This window comes from Mycolicibacterium gilvum, assembly GCF_900454025.1.
GTDB lineage: Bacteria > Actinomycetota > Actinomycetes > Mycobacteriales > Mycobacteriaceae > Mycobacterium > Mycobacterium gilvum.
In genome coordinates this window covers 5890809-5912846 of record NZ_UGQM01000001.1, presented here as the reverse complement: position 1 = coordinate 5912846, position 22038 = coordinate 5890809, and the positions used below count along the sequence as shown (strand labels likewise).

Annotated in this window: 21 protein-coding genes; 9 read left to right on the top strand and 12 right to left on the bottom strand. The window is 65.8% G+C overall.

From position 1 onward, the window contains the following. Positions 1–17 precede the first annotated feature (17 nt). Positions 18–1445, bottom strand: a complete 1428-nt coding sequence (locus DYE23_RS27890; protein ID WP_115329133.1) for a neutral zinc metallopeptidase — start codon at positions 1443–1445, stop codon at positions 18–20. A 53-nt stretch (positions 1446–1498) separates the two neighbouring features. Beyond that, positions 1499–3085, bottom strand: a complete 1587-nt coding sequence (locus DYE23_RS27885; RefSeq protein ID WP_115328690.1) for a serine/threonine-protein kinase — start codon at positions 3083–3085, stop codon at positions 1499–1501. A 475-nt stretch (positions 3086–3560) separates the two neighbouring features. Between DYE23_RS27885 and DYE23_RS31545 the strand changes: the two genes are divergently transcribed. After that, positions 3561–4067, top strand: coding sequence for a peptidoglycan recognition protein family protein (locus tag DYE23_RS31545; RefSeq protein WP_115328689.1), 507 nt, complete (start codon positions 3561–3563; stop codon positions 4065–4067). 443 nt (positions 4068–4510) lie between these two features. Here the strand turns inward: DYE23_RS31545 and DYE23_RS27875 are convergent, their stop codons facing one another. Together DYE23_RS27875 and DYE23_RS27870 are read right to left on the bottom strand one after the other, a co-directional pair. Next, positions 4511–4879 carry a hypothetical protein gene (locus DYE23_RS27875; RefSeq protein ID WP_115328688.1) on the bottom strand — a complete coding sequence of 123 codons (369 nt, stop codon included), beginning with the start codon at positions 4877–4879 and terminating at the stop codon, positions 4511–4513. Positions 4880–4998: 119 nt separating this feature from the next. Further along, positions 4999–5547 (bottom strand): TetR/AcrR family transcriptional regulator, encoded by a 549-nt coding sequence (locus DYE23_RS27870; protein WP_115329132.1) that lies wholly within the window; start codon positions 5545–5547, stop codon positions 4999–5001. Between the two features lie 189 nt (positions 5548–5736). Here DYE23_RS27870 and DYE23_RS27865 point away from each other — a divergent pair, with 189 nt between their 5' ends. Beyond that, positions 5737–7050: a lipase family protein gene (locus DYE23_RS27865; RefSeq protein ID WP_115328687.1), complete on the top strand. Its 1314-nt coding sequence runs from the start codon at positions 5737–5739 to the stop codon at positions 7048–7050. Here DYE23_RS27865 and DYE23_RS27860 read toward each other — a convergent pair. From DYE23_RS27860 to DYE23_RS27845, 4 genes are all read right to left on the bottom strand, one after another. Continuing rightward, entirely contained in the window at positions 7047–7655 is a 609-nt protein-coding gene (locus tag DYE23_RS27860; RefSeq protein ID WP_172527850.1) for a CIA30 family protein, read from the bottom strand. The two genes, DYE23_RS27865 and DYE23_RS27860, sit on opposite strands and share 4 nt — an antisense overlap. Further along, a complete protein-coding gene (locus DYE23_RS27855) occupies positions 7655–8125 on the bottom strand; it encodes a DUF4174 domain-containing protein (protein ID WP_115328686.1) in 471 nt (156 codons plus the stop codon). Before DYE23_RS27855 ends, DYE23_RS27860 begins: the two co-directional genes overlap by 1 nt. Positions 8126–8198: 73 nt before the next feature. Further along, positions 8199–9764 (bottom strand): SLC13 family permease, encoded by a 1566-nt coding sequence (locus DYE23_RS27850; RefSeq protein ID WP_115328685.1) that lies wholly within the window; start codon positions 9762–9764, stop codon positions 8199–8201. 142 nt (positions 9765–9906) lie between these two features. Continuing rightward, on the bottom strand, positions 9907–10617 hold the full coding sequence (locus DYE23_RS27845; protein WP_099962163.1) for a TetR/AcrR family transcriptional regulator: 711 nt from the start codon (positions 10615–10617) through the stop codon (positions 9907–9909). Between the two features lie 56 nt (positions 10618–10673). On the opposite strand from DYE23_RS27845, the gene DYE23_RS27840 reads away from it, so the two are divergent. Genes DYE23_RS27840 through DYE23_RS27820 form a run of 5 tightly spaced genes read left to right on the top strand, consistent with a single transcriptional unit; the run spans position 10674 to position 17451 of the window. After that, on the top strand, positions 10674–11855 hold the full coding sequence (locus DYE23_RS27840; RefSeq protein WP_099962162.1) for a VOC family protein: 1182 nt from the start codon (positions 10674–10676) through the stop codon (positions 11853–11855). Further along, positions 11852–12790 (top strand): fumarylacetoacetate hydrolase family protein, encoded by a 939-nt coding sequence (locus DYE23_RS27835; protein ID WP_115328684.1) that lies wholly within the window; start codon positions 11852–11854, stop codon positions 12788–12790. Before DYE23_RS27840 ends, DYE23_RS27835 begins: the two co-directional genes overlap by 4 nt. After that, entirely contained in the window at positions 12787–14673 is a 1887-nt protein-coding gene (locus DYE23_RS27830) for an acyl-CoA synthetase (protein WP_115328683.1), read from the top strand. The genes DYE23_RS27835 and DYE23_RS27830 overlap by 4 nt, the downstream gene beginning before the upstream one ends. Continuing rightward, the gene (gene mhpA, locus DYE23_RS27825) at positions 14670–16253 is read left to right on the top strand and encodes a bifunctional 3-(3-hydroxy-phenyl)propionate/3-hydroxycinnamic acid hydroxylase MhpA (RefSeq protein ID WP_115328682.1); all 1584 of its coding nucleotides are present in this window, start codon (positions 14670–14672) and stop codon (positions 16251–16253) included. Before DYE23_RS27830 ends, mhpA begins: the two co-directional genes overlap by 4 nt. Positions 16254–16257: 4 nt before the next feature. Then, positions 16258–17451 (top strand): cytochrome P450, encoded by a 1194-nt coding sequence (locus DYE23_RS27820; RefSeq protein ID WP_115328681.1) that lies wholly within the window; start codon positions 16258–16260, stop codon positions 17449–17451. 2 nt (positions 17452–17453) lie between these two features. Here the strand turns inward: DYE23_RS27820 and DYE23_RS27815 are convergent, their stop codons facing one another. The 3 genes from DYE23_RS27815 to DYE23_RS27805 all read right to left on the bottom strand — a co-directional run bounded on the left by DYE23_RS27815 (position 17454) and on the right by DYE23_RS27805 (position 20534). Further along, the gene (locus tag DYE23_RS27815) at positions 17454–18224 is read right to left on the bottom strand and encodes a 1-acyl-sn-glycerol-3-phosphate acyltransferase (protein ID WP_115328680.1); all 771 of its coding nucleotides are present in this window, start codon (positions 18222–18224) and stop codon (positions 17454–17456) included. A gap of 75 nt (positions 18225–18299) precedes the next feature. Beyond that, positions 18300–19244 (bottom strand): DUF5996 family protein, encoded by a 945-nt coding sequence (locus DYE23_RS27810; protein WP_115328679.1) that lies wholly within the window; start codon positions 19242–19244, stop codon positions 18300–18302. Between the two features lie 87 nt (positions 19245–19331). Beyond that, on the bottom strand, positions 19332–20534 hold the full coding sequence (locus DYE23_RS27805) for a PucR family transcriptional regulator (RefSeq protein WP_115328678.1): 1203 nt from the start codon (positions 20532–20534) through the stop codon (positions 19332–19334). A 124-nt stretch (positions 20535–20658) separates the two neighbouring features. On the opposite strand from DYE23_RS27805, the gene DYE23_RS27800 reads away from it, so the two are divergent. Both DYE23_RS27800 and DYE23_RS27795 read left to right on the top strand, forming a co-directional pair. Then, positions 20659–21561, top strand: a complete 903-nt coding sequence (locus DYE23_RS27800; RefSeq protein WP_172527954.1) for an AurF N-oxygenase family protein — start codon at positions 20659–20661, stop codon at positions 21559–21561. After that, a complete protein-coding gene (locus DYE23_RS27795) occupies positions 21558–21842 on the top strand; it encodes a DUF4873 domain-containing protein (RefSeq protein ID WP_160109716.1) in 285 nt (94 codons plus the stop codon). The genes DYE23_RS27800 and DYE23_RS27795 overlap by 4 nt, the downstream gene beginning before the upstream one ends. On the opposite strand, the gene DYE23_RS27790 is transcribed toward DYE23_RS27795, so the two are convergent. Further along, on the bottom strand, positions 21808–22035 hold the full coding sequence (locus DYE23_RS27790; protein WP_041800512.1) for a PLDc N-terminal domain-containing protein: 228 nt from the start codon (positions 22033–22035) through the stop codon (positions 21808–21810). The genes DYE23_RS27795 and DYE23_RS27790 overlap by 35 nt on opposite strands. Positions 22036–22038: the final 3 nt, after the last annotated feature.

The following is a 22038-nucleotide window of genomic DNA, read 5'->3' as shown; positions in this document are numbered from 1 at the left end:
GCGTGAGAAGCGGATGGTCAGTATTGCTGGAGGCACGTCTGCTCGGAGCCTGCGAGCCCGGCTCGAAACGCTTCGATCCGGGTGAACCCGGCGGGCACTGTCAGCCCGTCGATGGTTCCCGCAACGAGGCCGTTGGTGAGAAGACCGCCAATCGCCTCGTCGATATCGCCGGCCGCAAGTTGCAGTGTGTTGCCGCTCGGAAGGTCGAGGGGTTCGGCCATAGCGCCTTGTGCGACACCGGTGAGGCAGGCGGTAAGAAGCGCGGTGCTGGGAGCATCGAGTGGCCGTCCACGCGCGTGCTGCAGCGACATCGCGTAGCGCGATGTGACGATCGACAGGCCGCTGTTATCGCCTTGGGGAAGGCTGTAGTCCTCCCGGCGGGCGGGCACTGACATCGCCTGGAGCCCTGGCAGGTCGACGACAATCGTGTTGGTGCTGGCGCAGTACGAAGCCGGGGGACTAGCCGGCCCCTCGGGGCATGATTCGGTGTCAAACGAGAGCCCGGGTGGACTTGGAGGGCGATGAATCTGGTCGAGGAGTTCCATGAGCGTCGACAGCGTGGACTCGTCTAACGGCAGCTCACCGCTTTGGGTGCCCCCGGTGGAGTCTCGCTGCAGCAATATCGGGAGGTCGCCGCGCTGCTGCTCGATGACGGCCAGGTCAATCGCGGCGCACGACGCCGTACCGTCGGTGAAGCCTTGTTGGAAGGCACGTGTTCGGTCCAGGGCGGTGCCGTGACCTTCCTCCACCATCTCCGACTCACGCTCTGACCACACGGGATCAGCGGAGCTGATGGCACCGGCAAGCACGCGATTTAGGCCCTCTCCGGTTGACAGCGTGAATCTCGGTGACTTTCCCTCCGCTACCCAGCGGCTGTACGCGCCGGCGAAGCAATCCGCTTGCTGTTCCTTGACGATGGTCTCGGTAAAGAATCCGACAAGATCGGCCGAGCTTTGGACCGCATGGCCATACTCGTGGGCGATGAGGGCAGCGATTGCACTATCTCCGAAGTACTGCTGGCCGGTGGGCACCAGAAAGCCACGATCCCAGGCGATGTACTCCTTGTCTGAGAACAGCGGAGCGCACCACATCGCGTTGGGCATGTCATAGGTGTCCACACCGCAGACTTCGGGGCTCGACGGGTCCAACGAATCGTAGGAGACCAGTTCGTCGACAGGTCGGAACTGGGTCCCGAACGTGTCGGGATAGACCTGCTGCCAGAACATTTCAACGTCATCGATCGCAGCGAGGACCAGGGCATCGGCTGGACCGCCGTCACTGCCATCGGCGCCCCTCCGAAGTCCGGGGGCATTGTCACGCAAGCCACTCGGGCCCTCCACGACCGGTAATCCACCGACGCGGTATTCCGGCTGGTCGGCTGGGTCTGGCGTCCTGACGTTGTGCTGGCTCGAGCACGCCGCGACAAGAAGTAGCGGCATCAGCATGGCGATGCGCAAACGCCCGCGGGTTCTCGGGCACGAAAGTCGTGGGCGGGCGATCAGCACGGAATCTGGAAGCTGGGGTCGGTTGTGTAGTCCAACCACTTGCCGTACGCCTCTCCGCCGGCCGCACGCACCGCAGCGCACACCTCGATGATGGTTGTTCCGGCTGGTCGGTAGACCGCGTAGATGGGGTTGCCCTCTGCGGTCGCTGCGCGCAAAGACGGGCACGTTTGATCGGTCCGGAGGTAGGACGCTCCAGGGTGAGCGGCCAGAAGCCGTTGCACCCCAGCGGCATACTGCCCAGGCGTGGTGACGGACCCCAGCACAACGATTCCTTGGCCATTGCAACTCGGGCGACTCATCGGACGAATCAGACCCAGATCTCCAGAGGACGCCGACGGGGCACGCGGGGCGGGCGCGGGCGCACGCGGGGCCGAGGGGGCGGCGGGCGGAGGACTGCCAGGCTGCGTGACGGTCACCGGCGGGGCCGTCTTGGTTACCGTGCGCGGCGGCTCGACAGTCTCAGGCCAGGCCGGCCGGGTTAGAGTCGGCGATGCCGCCGGCGGCTGCGGGGTTGGAGACTGCGCCAGTTTCGCGCCCATGAAGGCGACGCCTCCCACCACGAGCAAAGCCGCAACAGCCGCGGCAACCACAAGCCCTGTCCGTCGCTGCTGAACACCACCCGTCGACGAGGGTGTCGGGACTTGGCGTAGTTGCGTCGGCGCCTCGGGCGGCACCGGAGCGGGTCGCGGCGCAAGCTGGGTAAAGTCATAGGGGCCCACGGCGTGTCCGCTGACAGCGGGTGAGCTGCTACGACCGGCGAGTGCCGCGGCAAAATCCCGACAGGTCTCGAAGCGGTGATGAGGTTCCTTGGCCATCGCGGTGGCCAAAGCCGAGTCCATCTGTCCGAGGTCGTCGCGCAGCTGACTAAGCAACGGCGGAGGGGAGCTGAGATGGTTGCCGATCACCACGGCGGGATTCGAGTTGCCGTACGGCACCGTCCCGGTGAACAGGTGAAACGCCGTAGCAGCTAGCGCGTACTGATCGGCACGACCATCGAGCGCCTTCCCCGTAAGTTGTTCCGGCGCCGCGTACGCCACGGAGCCGACCGTCATATTTGTCGCGGTCAGGCCATTGCTGTCGTCAACTCCGCGTGCGATCCCGAAGTCAGCGAGGACGATGCGACGTTCACCATGTCGAAGGTCACTGAGCAGGATGTTCGCGGGTTTGACGTCGCGGTGCAGCAGGAACCGTTCGTGGGCATAGTCAAGCGCGTCTGCGACCGCAGCGACGATCTCGACGACGTCTCGCGGCGGCATTCCGTGCGGGTAGCGCTCGCGCATGAGCCGCGCCGCGTCGGTGCCCTCGACGTAATCCATCGTGATCCACAGCTGCCCGTCGTGTTCGCCACGATCGTGCACCGCGACGATATGCGGGTGCCACAGCGACGCGGCAATATCGGCTTCACGTGCGAACCGTTGGCGGTAGTCCGGGTCAGCGCTTACGCTCGCAGGGAGGATCTTGAGAGCCTCCTGGCGCGGCAGCCGAGGATGCTGCACAAGATAAACCTCGCCCATTCCCCCGCTGCCCAGTAAGCGCTGAATGGTGTATCCGGCAAAGACCGCCCCTTCAGCGATGGGCATAACTGGATACTAATCAGCATTGCTAGACGCCACACCCGTTCCGACAAGGGAGCCCGCGCGCCAGCTGCGGGCAAACGGCGGCACTGAGCCTTATCAGCAGAAGGAGCCCATATCAGCGGTCTCCTCCGTAGGGTTAGGGAGCATGTGCACCTGCGGGCACGAAGAACCTGCCGGCCTGCTCGACACGCCCGTCAATCGGCGCCGGCTGTTGGCGATAGCGGGCACGGTTGGGTTGGCGTCGGTACTGAGCGCGTGCTCGCAAACCACCGATGTGGCGAACTCGGCAACGCCGACAAACCCTTCGTCGCCCCCGCCTGCACCCACGGGCAGCGTCGAGCCAACGCCGCCCCCCGAGCCAGCACCGCAACCAGTCCAGTCGCCGCCAGCCGCCGCAGCGGTTGCGCAGATGATTTGCAGGGACGGATGGGGCGCGCTACCGGCACGTGAGGGCGGTATCTCCCATATCCCGAGGCTGATGACGATCCACCACACTGGCGCGGTGCTCGGCGACAACCGCAATGCGCCAGCCCGGCTGCGCCAGCACCAACAACTGCACCAGAACCAGCACGGTTGGACGGACATCGCTTACCACGTGGCAGTCGATCGCAACGGCAACATCTACGAGCTACGTGACCCCATGATCAAGGGGGATACCGCGACGGAGTACGACACCGACGGACACTTCCTCGTGCTATGCGAAGGGAACTTCGACGAAGAGGAAGTTATACCCGAGCAATTGGGCAGCGCTGCAATAGTTTTCGCGTGGGCAGCGAATGAATACGCGATCTCGCCGACTGTGGTTGAGGGGCATCGCAATTATGCGGCCACAGCCTGCCCAGGCGCCAACCTGTATGCGTATGTCGAATCTGGGGAGCTCACCCGCCGCGTGAACGAGCTCCTTGCTTCGGGTCCAATTGAGCTGCAGAGGATCTGTGGTACCGCAGCTTTGGAACGTGTCGCGGCGATACAAGCGGGCGACTAGCCACCGAGATCGGGGTCGTTATCGACCTGCTGTGTCGTTCTCGAGGTCGTCGACACCTGCCGGCCGGCCAAGTTGGAGTACTGCAACGTGCAGCGCTCCCACTGATTGGGGCATATGCGATCTCGACGGCCGGAGTGGTGCGCTAGGAATGTCCGCCTCGCCAGATCGCTTGACCAACTTGCAAATCGCGTCTCCATAAAGCTATTGAAGCTCGTCGCCGCGGATATCCGAAATCGCCCATAATCCGATTGATCGGCAACCGTGAGCCGCATCCGATATGTGATCGCTTGTGCAACCAAGCGCTACGAGTCTCTGCTCGCTGCACCAACCGTCATCAGGTCTGAGTGATACTCGAGATCGTAATGCCTAACGGGCCCGGACGCCTCTCCAGCCAATAGTTCAAGCAGGAGCAGATCCAAGGCGACCACTCTGCGCCGGTGCCACTACGCCTGACCCAAACTCGGTCGGTAGTCAACCGTCTCGGCCTCAGCCGCAAGCAACGCAGTCAACTCGCCCTCCTGCTGGGCAACAAAGACACCGACTACCTGTCGGCACACCTCCGGCACAGTGACTCCGCGCGCATCCGCAATACGTTTCAACCCGACGAGCATTGACGTCGTCACATGAAACTGCACCGCGAACTGACCGCACGAACCATCTTCAGGCGGCGACCCCGGACCCACCACCACAGGACCGTCGACCCCGAACTCGTCCACCTCAGCGCTGCGGACCCTCTGAACACCCCCACTACTGGCGCCGCCACTCACCCCATCGTCCGGATCCCGGAGTTCCTCATGACTGAACAAACCCATTCCGCCACGCTAGTCCTCGCAGACCGGTCGCGGTCGGGGCTCAGTCCTGCTGGAAGGGGCTTTTCACCCAGTCGGCCACGACGACTAGTCGGCTGGGCCGGTGGACGGCAAGGAGGCCGTCAGCGTGCTCCACCTTCCAGCATGGCTTGAATCCAGCGCTCCAGTTGCGCAGCCTCCGAGACAACCGGAGCGCCGTGGACGAAGCTGAGGATCACGCCGTTGATCATCGTCAGCACCATGACGGCCTGCTCCTCGACGAGGCGCGGATCCGGCGCGGGATCGCTTGCGTGCCAATCACGTATCACCGACTCCGCCAATGCGTAGAACTTCGCGGCGAACTGCATCAGTGTCTCGGCGAGTTCGGGTTCGCGACTCATCTGCAGAGCGAGCTCGTAGCGCGCCCGGCTACGCGTCAAATAGGGCTCGGCGTTGGACGCCATCACCAGCCGGGCCAGCCCGGCCGTCCCGGTGAAGCCGTCGGCCATGTCGTCGGAGAGTTCGGTCATTCGGGACAGGTCGGCGATATCGAGATCCGTGAGCCGCGCGGCGATGCCGTGCAGCAAGGCTCTCCGCGTACGGAAATAGAACGACGTCGTGCCTCGCGGTAGTCCGGCGTGCTGGTCCACTTTCTCGTGGCTCAGGCCGCGGGCTCCCTGGGAACCGAGCAGATCAATCGCGGCGTCGGCCACCTGCCGGCGCCGCTCGGGGGCGTTGTACTTCCGACGGACCGCGATGCGGCCATGTTAGCTGTCCGCCTCCTGGGGTCGCATCAGGCCACGACTGCTCTACAGATTTCTCTAGAGAGCTAGAGAAAAATGCTTCCCTTTGCTTCATCACGTTGTTACCTTCGGGCAGTGATGTGGATGGGCGCGGGACGCGTGGTCGTGGCGATCGTCATGGCCGCCGGCATGGTGGTCACTCTCGGGAGCGGCCGCGCACGCGCCGACGACTGGTATCCGTTCTACAACGAGGACGAGTACACCGCGTTCTACACACCACCGAATCCGTTGCCCGACATCGCACCTGGCGAACTCGTTCGCACGGAACCCTCCCGGCTGGTACTTGAGCCATCGGGTCAACTCGGCGTGATCGAAGCCACCGGGACGCGCGTGATGTACCGCAGCACCGACGCCCACGGCAGACCGAATGTCGTGACCGGCACCTACTTTGAGCCGTTCGCACCCTGGCTCGGACAGGGACCCCGGCCACTGATCGTCTACGGCCCCGGCACTCAGGGCCAAGGCGACCAGTGCGCGCCGTCGCGGCAGTTCAACCAGGGCATCCACTGGTCTCCGTATCTGGACATCATGGTGAACTACGAGATGGGGTTCGTCGAGACCCTCGTGCGGCGCGGATTCGCGATCCTGATGACCGACTACGAGGGGCTGGGCACCATCGGCGTGACCCACACCTATGTCAATCGCCTCTCTCAGGGCCATGCCATGCTCGACGCGGCCCGCGCTGCCCGCAAGCTACCCAACACATCACTGAAACCCGATGGCCCCGTGGCTTTCTGGGGATACTCCCAAGGTGGTGGCGCTGCAGCTTCCGCCGCGGAACTGGCCCCGGTGTACGCGCCGGAACTCGACGTCGTGGGCACCTACGCCGGCGCGCCGCCGGCAGACCTGGCCGAACTGATGCCCTTCGCCGACGGCAGTGCCCTGGTCGGGGTGATCGGCTACGCGCTCAACAGCGTCTTCCAGGCTTACCCCGAGGCGGAACCCAAGATCCGGGCGCTGCTGACCCCGCGTGGTCACGACTTCGTCGACAAGACCAGGGACCAGTGTGTCGGGGAATCCGTCACCAAGTTCATGTTTCGGCACCTGCAGCCGTACTTCAACCAACCCTTGCCAGACCTGTTGGCGGACCCGCAGTTTCGGGGACTACTCGATCTGCAGAAGCTCGGAACCCTCAAACCCAACGCGCCCGTTCTGATCAACAGCAACCGCTACGATCCGCTGGTGCCGTACGGACCGGCTGTTCAGCTCGGACGTGACTGGTGTGGCAGAGGCAGCGATATCGAGTTCCGCACCAACGAAGCCCCGCCCATTTTCAACAAGGTCGTCATCAACCACGCCCTGCCCATGGTCGTCGACGGAGAACCGGCCATGCGATGGATTGCCGACCGGTTCAACGGAGTACCGACGGCATCGAACTGCGGACAGTTCTAGGACTGCGTAGTGGCGTCGACAGCCCTGACGGTGATCGTGAACGGCCCCTGCTGTTTGTCCAGAATGTAGACCGATAGCTGGTCGATCCCCGCTGGATCCAACGTCTTCGGTGCGTCGGGTTCGGGGTCGAGGCGCATGCCGACCGGCTCGAAGCTCTCAACGGGCAGATCGTACGTGCGGTCAACGTCGGCCTCGGTGCCGAAGCGCTGGATGTAGGACCACGGCTGATCGGCGATCCCCACCTTCAACAGATAGGTCTTACCGTCCCCCCGAGCGTGCACGCGCAGCGCCGTGGCACCTGCCGCCCGCCGCCCGATATCGGGATCCTGCGGACCGCGTGCCGAGGCGAACCCGCCGTTGTTCTCCAAAGAGATGTCTCCGGAGAACACGAGCCCGCCATCGCCGAACCTCACCTTCGAGGTAGACGTGCCGCCCATGACGGGGTCGTTCACCGTCGTCCAGGCCGCCACCTCGCCGGGCTCCGCCAGGTCGACGAGGACGACGTCGCCCGCCGCCGGAACGCTTGTCTCGTCGCCGCTTCCGCACGACACGACCAGCAGCGCGGCACACGCGGACACCGCGCCGAGCCTCCACGACGTCGCCATCAGCACCGACCCGGATCGGCACTCATCTCACGGCTCCGCATGGGCATGCCGTCGATGAGGTCATAGAACGTTTGGAGATCCGGTATCTCGTCGACGCGCAGCTTCTCGCCGCCGTCCTTGCCGATCAGTATCACGGCGAACGCAGTGTCCTCGACCGCATACCGTTGCGCCAGCTGTTGTGATTCCTCAGCGCTGAGCAATTGACCATCGAGGGTGCTGTCGCCCTCCCGCACCACGACACCCGCCACCATGTCGCGACTGACGAAGTCGCATCGACTCGACTCGATCCGGCGCAGCGTTTCCACGAGACGCGGGTCGGTCTCACCGGGCGCGAACATCAGTAGCGGGCGATGTTCCCAGAGATGGTCATCGAGTCCGGTGGCTGACGCGGTCGCCGATCCCACGCCGGCTCCCACGATCAGGACGACCAGCGTGAGAGCCAGTCGCCGGACACCGCGGATCGTCGTCATCGTATTCCCGACTGTACCGAGTGAGTACGGCGGAGAAGATGACGAGATCGTCACTGTCAGTGGGGGAGAACACCTACATCGCGATGTCGAACACCCACACCGCCAACGTCGTTGAGGCCACGCTGATGATCACGATGGCGATCATGTTGAGCCAGATGCCGCCTTTGACCATGCTGCCGATGTTGACGTAGCCGGTGCCGAAGACGATCGCGTTGGGTGGGGTGGCGACGGGGAGCATGAACGCACACGTTGCCGCGAGGGCGACGGGGATGGTCAGCAGTAACGGATCCTGGCCGATCCCCATCGCAACCCCGCCGATTACCGGAAGGAACGTTGCCGCGGTCGCGGTGTTGCTGGTCAGCTCGGTCAGGAAGATGACGCCGGTCGTGATCAGCGCAACCAGTAGGAGGATCGCCAGTCCGCGCAGGCTCTCGGCCTGCGTCCCGATCCACTCGGTGAGGCCCGAGGAACTGAACTGCGAGGACAGCGCCAGGCCGCCGCCGAAGAGCAGCAACACACCCCACGGGAGTTGCACCGCGGTGGCCCAGTCGAGAAGGCGTACACCCAGTTTCGCGCCCGCGGGAAGGATGAACAGCAGAAGTCCGGCCGCGATCGCGATTCCGGCGTCGGAGATCGGCGGGTCGTCCCAGATCAGAGGCAACGTGATCCAGCTCAGCGCTGCCAGCGCGAAGATCACCGCGACGCGCCGCTCGCCGCTGGACAGCGTGCCCAGTTTGGCCAGTTCGTCGTCGAAAAGCTTTCTGCCACCGGCGAGTTCGTCGACTTCCGGTTTGAAGATCATTTTGGTGAGCAGCAGCCAGGTGATCACCAGAAGGACAGCGGCGACCGGAAGGCCCATCAGCATCCACTGCCCGAAGCCGATGGCGATGTCGTGCTCGTCTTGCAGGTATCCCACGAGCAACGTGTTGGGCGGTGTTCCGATGATCGTCGCGAGCGAGCCGATCGATGCCGCGTAGGCGATACCCAACATCAACGCCGTACCGAAGTTCGACTGCTTGACCTGATCTTTGACGTCGGCAGTGCCCGCGTCAGCATCGTCGGCATCTTCCGGGGGCCGGGCGACGGTCCCCGCGATCAGCAGGACCGAGACGCCGATCGGCACCATCATGACCGCGGTCGCGGTGTTGGAAACCCACATACTCAGGAATGCGGTGGCGAGCATGAAACCGGCGATCACCCGCGTGGCGCTGGTGCCCATCGCCCGCACCGTCAACAGCGCGATACGCCGGTGCAGATTCCACCGCTGCATCGCCAGCGCGATCAGGAATCCGCCCATGAACAGGAAGATGATGTCACTGCCGTAGTACGCGCCCACATCGGAGACGTCCACGTCGTCGACGAGAATGGGGAAAACCACCAGCGGCAGCAGCGCGGTGGCCGGAATCGGGATCGCCTCGGTCATCCACCACACGCCCATGAGGACCGCGACGGCGGCGGTGACCTTCGCGGGGTGCGCCAGGTCGGCGGGCAACACCAGGTACACCACCGCGGCCAGCAGCAGGCCACCGCCGAACCCGAACCAACGCCTGCGGAACGTCGACATCTTCTCGGCCGGCGCGCGCTCACCCGCCGACTGCTGGTCAGCGTCCTCGTCGAGGTCGACGTCCTCCCTGGCCATCGGTCACTCCTCCCACAGAGTCGATCGTGATGTGCATCACCAAAGCTCTACCCATTACGTGACCTGCGGAAGCCTGCAATGCCCAACCGGGTGCAGTCACCACGTCGACGATGACCGAACCGGCGCTGTCGCAGTGTGTATGTCAGGGCGCGGCAGGTTTCGAGGGGCTCGGCCATTCGGCCGGCGGATCTTGCAGCGCCGAGATGTCGGGTAGCGGCTTCTGACAGAGCGCTTTTGCCTGTCTCGACGTCATCCCGAGCGTGCGCAGGAGGCGTTCGGTCACCTCGTCGACGGTGGCGTCGGTGTCGCGCTGAGGTCGCTCCCGCAGCAGCGTGGTGAGTCCGACAAGCATGCCGCCGGCAATGGCCAGACCGAGTTCCGGGTCGGAGATCGTGAAACGCCGCTGCTCGATTGCTGCGGTGATGTCGCGCAGTGCCCGCGGGGACAGGCCACGGTCAGACATGATCAGCGAGCTGCCGTGGGCAAGAAGCAGCGCTGCCTCCTGGGGGCGGTGGCGCATCAGCCGTCCGGTCAGCCGATAGTTCGTGGTGAAGGCTTCGGCAGGATCGGCGATCGAGCCGGTGAAGCCGTCGAGTAGGGCACCCAGGTCGTCGAGGGCATCGGTGACTGCCGCCTCGAACAGCTCTTCCTTGCTGGAGAAGTGGTTGTAAAAGGACCCCATCCCGACGTCGGCTGCCTGGGTGATCTCCAGGATCGGAACAGCGAGCTTGCCTTGGGCGATGAAGCTTTGGGCCGCCCGGACCAGGGCGCTACGAGTGCGCATCTTTCGGCGCTCAAGACGGCTGACGCTCGCGGGCCGGGACGCGGGGCCATCGCGGTCGGGCACGTCCATGACGCAGAGATTATCAAAGCGATAGTTCTGAGGATTTCGTCAGAACTACTTGACTGATGTTTTGCGCGTATGTGACGATTTCCTCAGAACTAGGTCGAGGAGGCCACGTGACGCCGGTGACCGACGTACACAAGGACTTGCACAGCGAACACGGCGCCCACCGAGGCGAGCATCCGGGCCGCGCCCGCGACCCGCTCATCCGGGTCACCGATATAGCCTGGCTGGAATTCGACAAGCCGGACCTGATCCGGGCCGAGGCTTTCGCCCGGGCGTTCGGATTCGGCGTCGCTCTTCGCGATCCCGGACAGCTCCATCTGCGCGGCACCAATGCAGGAGCGCCCTGCGTGCTCCTGCGACGCGGTCAGCGCACACGCTTCGCCGGCGTCGCCCTGCGTGCCGCTGATGAGATTGACGTGATGCGCCTTGCCGACAAGGCGGGGGCGCCCGTGCTTCCCCTGCCGGAGTCCCTGGGCGGGGTGGCTGTGCAACTGATCGACCCGAGCGGCATCCCGGTCAAGGTCGTCGCCGGCACCCATGATCTTCCCGCTCACCCGGAGCAGACCGTCCAGGTGCTCAACACCGGTCCCGCGCCGGCCCGCGTCAACGGCACGGTTCGTCCGCCTCGGGTCCCGGCCCGCATCAAGCGCCTCGGCCACGTTGTGCTGCAGTCGAATACCTACATCAAGACCCTGAACTGGTACCTCGATACGTTCGGGATGATCGTCAGTGACTTCCTGTTCTTCCCTGGTCAGCGCGAGCGCGGTCCGGCGATGAGCTTCATCCGATGCGACCGCGGCGCCACGCCGGCCGACCACCACACGTTGGCGCTGTCGCTGGGGCCGGCCAACCGCTACGTGCACTCCGCCTACGAGGTCGGCGGTCTCGACTCGTTGGCGGCCGGAGGCGAATACCTTTCCGACCGTGGGTATGTCCGGTCCTGGGGTATCGGACGGCACATCCAGGGCAGCCAGCTCTTCGACTACTGGCGTGACCCGGACGGCTTCCTGGTCGAACACTTCGCCGATGGCGACGTGTTCGACAGCACCGTCGAACCCGGTTGGTCGCCGTTCACCGCGTCCGGGCTCGCACAATGGGGGCCGCCCGCCACCAAGGACTTTCTCGACGCCGGCCCCCGCGCCGCACGCCATCAGGTGACCTCGATGCTCACCGCCCTGCGCGGGGACAACGAGTTCGACCTCCACCGTCTCATCGGACTACTGAAAGTTGCGACCTCATGACCACTTCCGTCCTGCGCACGACCGATGGCTGGTGGGTACAGACCCCCACCGGGGCTGCCGAAATCGCCACCGCCGCCACCAGCACCGGCGAACTCCTCGCCGATCGTGCTGCCATCGAGACCGCGGCGGCCTCCGAGGCTTCCGTCGCGGTCGACGAACTGACGTTGCTGTCGCCGGTGACTTCCCCATGCCGGGTGATCGCCCAGATGACCAACTTCGAATCACACGTCCGCGATTCCGGAATGGACCCGAAGACGGTGCCGCTGACCTTCTTCCGGAAGTCGTCGGCGTCCATCACCGGCCCCTTCGGCGAGATCCTTCGGCCGCCCCACGTGGGCCTGCTGGACTACGAAGTCGAAATCGGCCTCGTGATCGGACGCGCGATCCCTGTCGGCACCGCCATCACCGACACGAACCTGGCCGACTACATCGCCGGCCTGACCATTACCAACGACGTCTCCGCACGCGACATTCAACTGCCGCAAACCCAGTTCTACGAGGCCAAGTCGTACCCGACCTTCACCCCGGTGGGCCCGGCTCTGGTGCTACTGGACCCCGCCGAGCTGGCACGCTTCGGCGATCTGCGTCTGCGGCTCAGCGTCAGCGGCGAGGAGCGCCAGAATTCCATCGTCGACGGTGACATGCTCTACCGGCCCCTTCAAGCGCTTCAGGCGCTGACACGCTTCCAGAGCCTGGCGGCCGGCGATCTCATTCTCACCGGAACCCCGGCCGGGACCGCGCTGACCGCTCCACCCAAGCCGATCGAGATGATCGGCAACCTGCTGCCACCGGCGGTCAAGTGGAAAGCATTCTTCGCCCGGCAGGCCAAGAATCAGAAGTACCTTCAGCACGGCGACGTCATCGAGGCGTCCGTCGCCACCGACGACGGATCTCTCGACCTGGGCACCCAGCGGTTGGCGGTGCGGCACACATGAGTACCGACATGATGTGGCCTGCCGCGCGAATCCCGCAGGACATCGTTGCCATCGAAGAGATCCCGCTGGACCGTCGCGGACTGCCCGCGTGCACCTATGACGTCGTCCTGCGCGCAGCCCGATTGTGGCCCGAGCGCACCGCGGTCACGGTTCTGCCCGATGGAACCGACTATGTGAGAAGCGCGCGCCGGACGTTCGGCGAACTCGCCGATGATGTGGCGCGTGCGGCAAAGGCGTTGCGGCAGTGCGGGGTCGGTCGACGTGACGCGGTGCTGCTCATCAGCCCCAACTGCGATGAGCTGATCACGGCCACCCTTGCTGCGCAGGCCGCCGGTATCGCGGTGCCGATCAACGGATCGCTGTCCGGCGAGCACATCGCTGAGCTGGCCCGGCTCTCCGGAGCCCGGGTGCTGATCACCGCTGCACCCGAACTCGACCCTACCGGCGTGCAACACGCCTCCGGCCTCGCGGATGCCGGGCTGATCGACACGGTGTTGCTGCTGCGTCCTACTCTGGCCGACGGCGCACCGAACTCGCTGCCGGATCTACCCGCCGTCACGGTGGCCTATCTCTCGGTCCTGGCCGCCGACCACGACGCCGGACCCCTCGTCGATGGGCAGGCGGACTCCACGGAATTGGCTGCGCTGTTTCACACCGGCGGCACCACCGGCACGCCGAAACTGGCCGCGCACACCCACGGCAATGAAGTCGCCGACGCATGGATGGTCGCTCTCAGCGCTGACCTCGACGAGGACGCCGTGGTGTTCGCCGCGCTGCCGCTGTTCCACGTGAACGCCTTGATCGTCACCCTGTTGGCGCCCCTGTTGCGCGGCCAACCGGTCGTGTGGGCAGGGCCGCTGGGCTATCGCGACATGGGCCTGTATCAGAACTTCTGGCGGGTCGTGGAGCACTACAGCCTGGCGGCGATGAGCGCCGTGCCGACCGTGTACGCGGTCCTCGCACAGATACCCGTCGACGCCGAGATCTCCACCCTCACCTCCGCGGTGTCGGGCGCCTCGGCGCTGCCGGACACCGTCCGCCAGGACTTCCTCGACGCCACCGGCGTGAAACTGGTCGAAGGGTACGGGCTCACCGAGGCCACCTGCGCCAGCGCCCGTAGCTTCCCTGACCACCCGCGCTCCGGGTCCGTCGGTCAGCGCATGCCGTATCAGCAGCTCAAAGTCGTGGAGGTTGGTGACGACGGCAGCTGGCGGGAGCTTTCTGCCGGTCAGATCGGGACGCTGGCCATCAGCGGACCGACCGTCTTCCCCGGTTATGTCACCGCCCGCACCGAGGGCGGATACGTGCTCGACGGTCGCGGCGTTCTGCGGGACGGCTGGCTCGACACCGGTGATCTCGCCAGTGTCGATGACGACGGCTTCATCCACCTGGCAGGGCGCGCCAAAGACCTCATCATCCGCGGCGGCCACAACATCGACCCAGCGGTGATCGAGGATGCGCTGCTGGCCCATCCCGACGTCACCGCCGCTGCGGCAGTGGCGCGCCCCGACGTCCATTCTGGCGAAGTCCCCGTCGGATTCGTCACGGTGCGGCACGGTGCGACCGTCACCGGTGAGGATCTGACATCGTTTGCCGCCGAACACATCTCCGAACGCGCCGCAACACCCAAGGCGGTGACCATCATCGACGCGATACCCGTGACCGACGTCGGTAAGCCCTACAAGGTGCCGTTGCGTGCCGTCGCCGCCGAACACGCACTGACCGAAGCACTCGCTGAAGAACCGGGTGTACTGCAGGTCGTCGGTCAGGTCAGCGCCGGGGCGCCCCTCGTCGTACTCACCCTCGAGCAGGCAGCCGACCGCGCCGCTGTGGAGCGGGCGGTGAAGTCGTTCGCGGTGACCTACGAGATCCGCCACCAATGACGCCTTCTGCCGACGGTGTTCTCGGCGAACACTTTTCGGTCGCAGTGGTCGGCGGTGGGCCCACCGGTGTGGCCGCCGCTACGCTGCTCGCTCAGCAGGGTGTCGACAGCGTGGTTCTGGACCGGTGGCCGCAGGTGTACCCGCAGCCGCGCGCGGTTCACCTCGACGATGAGGTGTATCGGATCCTGGCCCGGCTCGGCGTCGCCGAGGAGTTCGCCGGCATCTCCCGCCCGGCCCGTGGCCTAAGGCTGGTCGATCGAGAGCTGACCGTGCTGGCCGAGTTTCGGCGTGACGAGCGGCTGACGCGCAACGGCTTTCCGGCCGCGAGCATGTTCGATCAACCCGAACTCGAAAAACTGCTGCGGCGAAATATTCGCCGGTACCCGCAGGCCCAGTTTCGGGGTGACGTCGAGGTCCTCGATGTCACCTGCCACGGTGCCGGTCATCCGCAGCGTCTACGGGTACGCGATGGCTCGAACGGCGAGGAGTCTGTTATCACCGCCGACTTCGTGTTCGGCTGCGACGGCGCCAACAGCATGGTGCGCGCGGCGATCGGTGCCACGATGCGTGACCTGAACTTCGGTCAGCGCTGGCTGGTGGTCGACATCGCCACCGACGCCGACCTGAACCAGTGGGAGGGCGTCCACCAGGTCTGTGACAGTGAGCGCGCCGGAACCTACATGCGGATCGGCGCCAACCGGTACCGGTGGGAGTTTCGCCTCCACGAGCACGAATCGGCTGACGACTACGCCACCCTGTCCTCGCTGCGCCCGTTGATCACCCCGTGGACACGGCATGTCGACGACGCTGACCTGCGAGTGATCCGCGTCGCCGAGTACACCTTTCGTGCCCAGATCGCCGACCGCTGGCGCCGTGGCAACATCTTCCTGCTCGGGGATGCCGCCCACCTGACCCCGCCGTTCATCGGTCAGGGCATGGGCGCCGGACTACGCGATGCAATGAACCTGGCCTGGAAGGTTGCCGGCGTATGCAGGGGTGATCTGCTCCCAGCCGCCCTCGTCAGCTACGAAGCCGAGCGCCGTCCGCACGCGCGTCACATGATCTCGTTGGCGCTCAACATCGGACGCGCTATGACCTCCGGCGGCCGCGTCGGAGTGGCCGCGCGGGCAGTGGTTCTGCCGCACCTGCATGCGGTGCCGGGCCTGCACACCAAGGTCACCGATTCGCAGACGCCGCCGCTGCGGTCCTCCACGCTTGTCCGGCGCTCCCTGCGCACACGTGGCATCGCCGGTCACCTGTGCCCCAACGCAGTGCTTGACAGCGGCGTTCGTCTCGACGACGAAGTGGGTCTGCGGTTCGGCGTGATCACCACCAAGGCGCTGACCCCGTCACAGCAGGACGTCGTCACAGCCCGCGGCGCGCAGACGGTGCTCGTCGAAGCGGGATCGGTGCTGGCTCGGTGGCTCGACAGCCAACACGTCACCGCGGCGGTGGTCAGGCCCGACGGCACCGTGCTGACCGCGGGACGCGACGTCACCGCAGTGTGTCGGGCCGTCCCACTGTTCGTGCCGAAACCGTCACCGGCGCAAACCGGTGCGGCCCTCCCAGGACAGGACTGACCGAGTGTTTCGCCACCCCACTGCGGTACCGGTGTACCGCAGCGACATCTACAGTCGCGCCGCTCTTCTCGACCCCTACCCGCACTATCGCGCACTGCGTGACCTGGGTCCGGTGGTATGGCTGGCCCGGCACCGCCTCTACGCAGTGCCTCGCTATGCCGAATGCAAGGAAACCTTGCGCGACGACGGCAGGTACCTGTCCGGCCACGGGGTGGCCGCCAACCCATGGGCCAACCGACTGTCGCGCGGCACCACCCTCAACAGCGATGGGGCGGACCATGACCGGCGGCGCAAGCTCGTGGCGCACCGATTGATGCCGAGAGCCCTGCGCACCCTCGGCGACGACGTCGACGCGCGGGCTCGCGCGCTGGTCGATGATGCCGTGCGCCGGGGAACCGTCGACGCGGTGGCCGACCTGGCCACCGCCCTTCCGCTGGCGGTCGTTCCCGATCTGGTGGGCTGGCCCCCGGATGAGCGTGGCGACCTACTTCACTGGGCGGCAGCGACCTTCGACATTCTCGGCCCCGCGAACTGGCAGGCCCTCAAGGCGTTGCCGCGCAGCTTGCACATGCTGCGCTTCGCCCGCCGTGTGGTGCGTGAACGCAATGTGCTGCCGGGAAGCCTGGCCGCAGAACTGCTCACCGCCGTCGACGAGGGCGGCCTGGCCGCCGAAGAGGTCCCACCCCTGCTCATTGACTACATCGCTCCGTCGCTCGACACGACGATCAGCGCCATCTCGAGCGCCCTGTATTTGTTCGCCACCCGTCCCGACCAATGGCAGCTGCTCAAGGAGGAGCCCAGCCTGCTGCCCAACGCCGTCAACGAGATCGTGCGGTTCGAGTCACCACTGCGAGGGTTCACGCGAAAGATACTGCACGAGAGCACGATCGACGGTACGCATCTTCCCGCGGGTGCGCGTGTGCTGGTGCTGTACGCGTCCGCCAACCGTGACGAGCGGGAGTGGGACGCCCCCGACGTCTTCGATATTCGCAACAACGCCGGACGCCACGTCGGATTCGGCAGCGGCGCACACGCCTGCGCCGGCCAGGGGCTGGCGCGGCTGGAGACCACCGCCATGCTGCAGGCACTCATCGAACGTATCGACCGCATCGAGATCGTTGCCGAACCGACGTGGGCGGTCAACAACATCATCCGCCGCCACGAGCATCTCCCGGTGAAGCTCATTCCCGCGACATGAGGTCACCCGAGCAGCGGTGTGCGGCGCGCGGTCAACGCGTCGAGTCGAGCCTGCATGACTCCGTGAACGCGGTGTGCGAAGTCGTCAGCGGATTCATCGGCCTCGGGAAGCATCGCAGGCATCACCGCCGTAACCAGTTTGGTGGGCATCGGTAGATAAGGCGCCAGGCCGACCACGCCCACGTTCAAACCCCACGGAACAGACAGGGTGACCGGAAGTGCCTTGACACGTAGGAATTTCGGCAGCTGCAGGGTCCTGGCGAGGGTCTGTCCGTTGCTGAGCACCACCAGGGACTCACCTGCTCCGGCCGTCACCACCGGCACGATGGGAACGCGGTGGGCTTTGGCGAGGCGGGCGAAACCGGAGCCGTGGAACGTGATTCTGTTCCGATCGCGCCACGACTTGCCGGCATCGACATCGCCACCCGGGAAGACGAGGACGTTGTGGCCGGCTTCGAATGCTGCGCCGGCCGCTTCCCGACTGCCCGGGGTACCGCCGAATCGTTCGACGAGCGGTCCGACCCCGAGCGTCCATGCGATCTGATGCACCATGGCGGTGGTGGGCCGTGTGACACCCGCGGCCTGCCGTGCCGCGACGAACGCCGCGACGTTGAGGTCGATGACGCCGCCGAAGCCGTGATTGCACACGAAGAGCGCAGGCTGGTCGGGAACCGGAGCGTCGATCTGGATCTCGTGGCGGTGGTAGACCCGCAGATAGGTCTGTATCGCCGCCGCCAGCCAACCGGGTGGTGCGATGTCCGGTGGCTCGCTCATACAGACTCCCTGTCTCGGGGGCGAAGGTGTGCGAACGCTATCAGGGCCTGCTGTGGAGCGACGATGGCGCTGTGCTCAGCTGAGTCGGGATTTGTGAGCCCAGCGTTGAGGATCGGTTTCGAGTGCGCGCCGATCCCACCCCATCAGGTCGGCGGCCGCGCCGTAACTGAACTCCAGGAAGTCGAGGACCAGCGCGTCGGGATCCGCGGCTTGGCGTGCCACCTCGTAGGGCAGCAGGTACTGCCGGAACCCGTTGTCGTAGAACGCTCCCTCGGGGCAGCCCGCCGCGTCGGCGAATCCATCGGGTTCGGGATAGGCGTACGAGTAGAACGCCCCCTCCGCGCCGCCGCCGGGCCAGAATCCGCAACTGCTCAGCTCGTGCGAGTATCCCTCTTCCATCACCCAGTCACCGCAGTTCGGCGCGCCCCCCGGGTGCGGGGGAGCGGGGCGACCGGAGAAGCGGGTGCAGGCCATGTCGAACGAGCCCCAGAAGAAGTGCACCGGGCTGACCTTGCCGACGAACCTGGCGCGGAACTGTCCCATCACGCGGTCGGCCTGGATCAGCTGCCGCCAGAACAACTGGGCAGCCTCGGGCTCGTAGCCGGCATGGTTGTCGTCGACGAACGGTATCGCGGGCTCTACCTCGTTCGGTCCCTTCGATATTGACGTGTCGATGCCGAGCGCGCCGAGACTGTCCAGCAGGGCTGCATGCAACTGCGCGACCGAAACGTCACGGAGGTCGATGGTGTCGGCACCGCCATCGCTGACCCGTACCGAGAGCACATGGTCGACGAAGTCGAACTCCACGTCGAACGAACCGGTGCCCACGGGGATCGCCGACGTCGACAATCCGCGTGGAGAGACGTAGAGCGGAACCTGCCACCAGTGATTGACCATCGGAGCGTGAGCCAGCCGCACCTTACCCACGATCTGGGTCCACATGTGCAACGACCTGCGCGTCGGTTCCCAGTCGTCCACCCGGAGTGCCGGCCACCCTGAACCTGCTGCGACATCTGTCATGCGAACCTCCTGCTGACATGAAACCGAACCGGACGCGGTGGCGTCTGAGAATCGGCGGACAGAGGCTCGGCGTACAGAGGGGAAGGACTACGAAGACGTACCGATCGCCAGCGCAACGGTCAGTTCTGCGATGGTGCGCGGGTCCCGCAGCCTGTCGCCGTAGGCATCTCGCAGCTGACGCAGCCGGTAGCGGATCGTCGACGGGGACACGAACAGATCGGCGGCGATGTCGTCGCGGCGGCCCTGGTGCAGCAAACACGACCGCAACGTCTCGGTGAGTCGGTCGCGCGACGCCTCCGGAAAGTCCGCCAGGGGCGCGAGCGCACGGGCCCGCAGATCGGCCAGTGCGTCCGCGTCGGCGCCGACCACGAGCTCCGGAAGGATCTCCTCGGTGTCCAGCACATCGCCGCCGTCGGGCCTTCGGAAGCACATGGCCCGCAATACCCGCCGGACCGAGGACTGCGCGTCCGTCCACGACCGGGCCGGTCCGACAACGGCACCCGTGCCGGCGAGTGAGGCGACGAACGATGCGCGCGCCGAGCCGCCGACATCGCAGACCAACACGACATGCATCCCGATGCGGGAGTCGACCGCGTCGTCGGGAACGCGGAGTGTGCGCGGGTCCGAGGTGATCGCCGTGGCACCCCGCTCCTGCCGGGTCGGCATCGCGACCGCGGTCAGGGTGCGAGGTGTCGCCCACGTCGCGTACTCGGCCGCCAGGTCGAGCTCGTCGGACGCGGTGTCGCTCAACAACATCCGAACCAGTCGCTCACGCCGGCGCTCACGGTCCAGACCCGACCGGGATTGTTCCTGGGCGTGACCGGCCACGCCGGCGGCCGAAATCAGGTCGAGGTAGGCGAAGAACATCTCGGCAAAGGCGCTCACCTGGTCGCGGTCCACCCCGCCTTGTGCGGCCAACGCACTCCAGTCACGCCAAAGTTCGCGTGCACCAACGCGATAGGCCGCCAGTTGGACTTCCGCGGGCCGGCCGTTTCGCGCCTCGCGCCGGCCGAACCGGTGAGCGATGTCGAGCACCTCCTGCATCGGCACCGCCGTCGGAGGTCCTGTCGATGTGCCCAGCTCGTCGATCAACGAGCCCAGCAGCAGTTGTGCCGAGGTGTCGATGACCGGCCGCCACGACTCCTGGGCTGCCTGAGCCAGCAACGGCACCTCGGCGATGACCGCCTCCACCATGCGGTCGACGAGGGCGGGCAGTCCCGCGCGCATCGCCTCCAGCGTCTCCCGGGGCAGGTCGACGATCCTGGGGGCCCCCGTCGCAGGTTCCGGCATACCGAGATCCTAGGGTCAGAATTGACCGGACTGTCCGAAACGGTCAATCAGGTGCCACCAGATCTAGCCGCTCGGGGCGAGACTTTGACCCGTACGGTCACACAAAATGGACGGCGTGACCACAATGCCCGCGCCCTCCGCGATCACCCGCGACAAAGACGACGTCGCGCTGCGACTGCTCAAGGGTGCCGCCAAGAAGTCCTACGAGCCCGTCGTCGACATCGATTGGGAAGCCCCGCTGGCCGACGACAAGTTCTTCCTGCCGCCGCAGATGTCCTCGCTGTACGGGACGGACCTGTGGGAGCAGATGAGCCCGCAGCAGCGCATCGACCTGTCGCGCCACGAACTCGCGAACTATCTGTCGATGGGTATCTGGTTCGAGAACATGCTCAACCAGTCGCTGCTGCGCGGCATGATCTACTCCTCGCCGACGTCGAACAGCACGTTCTACGAGCTGACCGAACTCGGCGACGAAGCTCGCCACATGCTCATGTTCGGCAAGGCAATACGGCGCATCGGCGTCGAGCCATTCTGGCCGAAGGGGCGCCATGCCCGCCTGGTCAACGCGATGCCCTTCCTCTTCCGCGGCCCGATGCTCTGGATCGCGGCACTGGTCGGCGAAGAGATCTTCGATGCGCTGCAACGCAGGATCCTTGAAGACGGCGAGAACGTGCAACCGCTGGTGCATCGCCTGATGCGTATCCACGTCACCGAGGAGGCGCGCCACATCCAGTTCGCACGTGACGGCATCCGTCGCGACGTCGGGCGGCTGCCGTCACGTACCCGGTGGACCCTGTCCAACCTGCACGGACTCGGGGCCGCGCTGTATCTGAAGAACTTCACCCGGCGCGGCCTGTACCAGCGGGTCGGGCTCGACGGCGCAGAGGCACAGCGACAAGCACGCGCTAACAAGCACTTTCACGGGATGCTGACGTTCGGCTTCGCATCGCTGGCGCAGTTCCTGGAGGAAGCCCGTCTGATGGGGCCGGTGGCCCGCCGGATGTGGAAGCGGAACCACTTCCTGTGAGCACCGTGGACGAGGACGGAATCTACGCGGGACCGGCGTGCCTGATCATCCACGAGGTGCGACATGCCGTCCGGGTGCGGCTGAAGGGCTCGGTCAACCCTTTCGACGGGTACTTCCATTGGCAGGGCACGGTTTACGACGCACCGGAACATATGAGGCCGACCGGTTCACAGATACGCCTCGGGATCGACGACACCGAGGCGCCCGCCCGCCTCGTCGAACGCACCGCTGACGGGCACCTGATGATCAGCGGTACGGGCCGTCCACCCTTCCGACCGTGAAGTAGGCGAGCGGGCCGACCGGCTGGACGACGGACAGTGCCCGCCACAGCGCCTTCGAGCCGCGAATCTGCGACGCCGGACGCCGCGCGAGGTCGATCAGCATTGCCGTGGTTGCCACCACTTCGACGACACCGGCGACGGTGATCGCCTTCTGCTGTACCGGGGACAGTTCGCTCCATTTCCGCTTCGCCACGGA

Coding starts and splice junctions, on each gene's coding strand:
- DYE23_RS27865 (WP_115328687.1), top strand. CDS start 5,737: ATGTGGATGGGCGCGGGACGCGTGGTCGTGGCGATCGTCATGGCCGCC.
- DYE23_RS27830 (WP_115328683.1), top strand. CDS start 12,787: ATGAGTACCGACATGATGTGGCCTGCCGCGCGAATCCCGCAGGACATC.
- DYE23_RS27800 (WP_172527954.1), top strand. CDS start 20,659: ATGCCCGCGCCCTCCGCGATCACCCGCGACAAAGACGACGTCGCGCTG.
- DYE23_RS31545 (WP_115328689.1), top strand. CDS start 3,561: ATGACGATCCACCACACTGGCGCGGTGCTCGGCGACAACCGCAATGCG.
- DYE23_RS27885 (WP_115328690.1), bottom strand. CDS start 3,085: ATGCCCATCGCTGAAGGGGCGGTCTTTGCCGGATACACCATTCAGCGC.
- mhpA (WP_115328682.1), top strand. CDS start 14,670: ATGACGCCTTCTGCCGACGGTGTTCTCGGCGAACACTTTTCGGTCGCA.
- DYE23_RS27875 (WP_115328688.1), bottom strand. CDS start 4,879: ATGGGTTTGTTCAGTCATGAGGAACTCCGGGATCCGGACGATGGGGTG.
- DYE23_RS27855 (WP_115328686.1), bottom strand. CDS start 8,125: ATGACGACGATCCGCGGTGTCCGGCGACTGGCTCTCACGCTGGTCGTC.
- DYE23_RS27840 (WP_099962162.1), top strand. CDS start 10,674: ATGTTTTGCGCGTATGTGACGATTTCCTCAGAACTAGGTCGAGGAGGC.
- DYE23_RS27860 (WP_172527850.1), bottom strand. CDS start 7,655: ATGGCGACGTCGTGGAGGCTCGGCGCGGTGTCCGCGTGTGCCGCGCTG.
- DYE23_RS27890 (WP_115329133.1), bottom strand. CDS start 1,445: ATGCTGATGCCGCTACTTCTTGTCGCGGCGTGCTCGAGCCAGCACAAC.
- DYE23_RS27835 (WP_115328684.1), top strand. CDS start 11,852: ATGACCACTTCCGTCCTGCGCACGACCGATGGCTGGTGGGTACAGACC.
- DYE23_RS27810 (WP_115328679.1), bottom strand. CDS start 19,244: ATGACAGATGTCGCAGCAGGTTCAGGGTGGCCGGCACTCCGGGTGGAC.
- DYE23_RS27815 (WP_115328680.1), bottom strand. CDS start 18,224: ATGAGCGAGCCACCGGACATCGCACCACCCGGTTGGCTGGCGGCGGCG.
- DYE23_RS27845 (WP_099962163.1), bottom strand. CDS start 10,617: ATGGACGTGCCCGACCGCGATGGCCCCGCGTCCCGGCCCGCGAGCGTC.
- DYE23_RS27850 (WP_115328685.1), bottom strand. CDS start 9,764: ATGGCCAGGGAGGACGTCGACCTCGACGAGGACGCTGACCAGCAGTCG.
- DYE23_RS27805 (WP_115328678.1), bottom strand. CDS start 20,534: ATGCCGGAACCTGCGACGGGGGCCCCCAGGATCGTCGACCTGCCCCGG.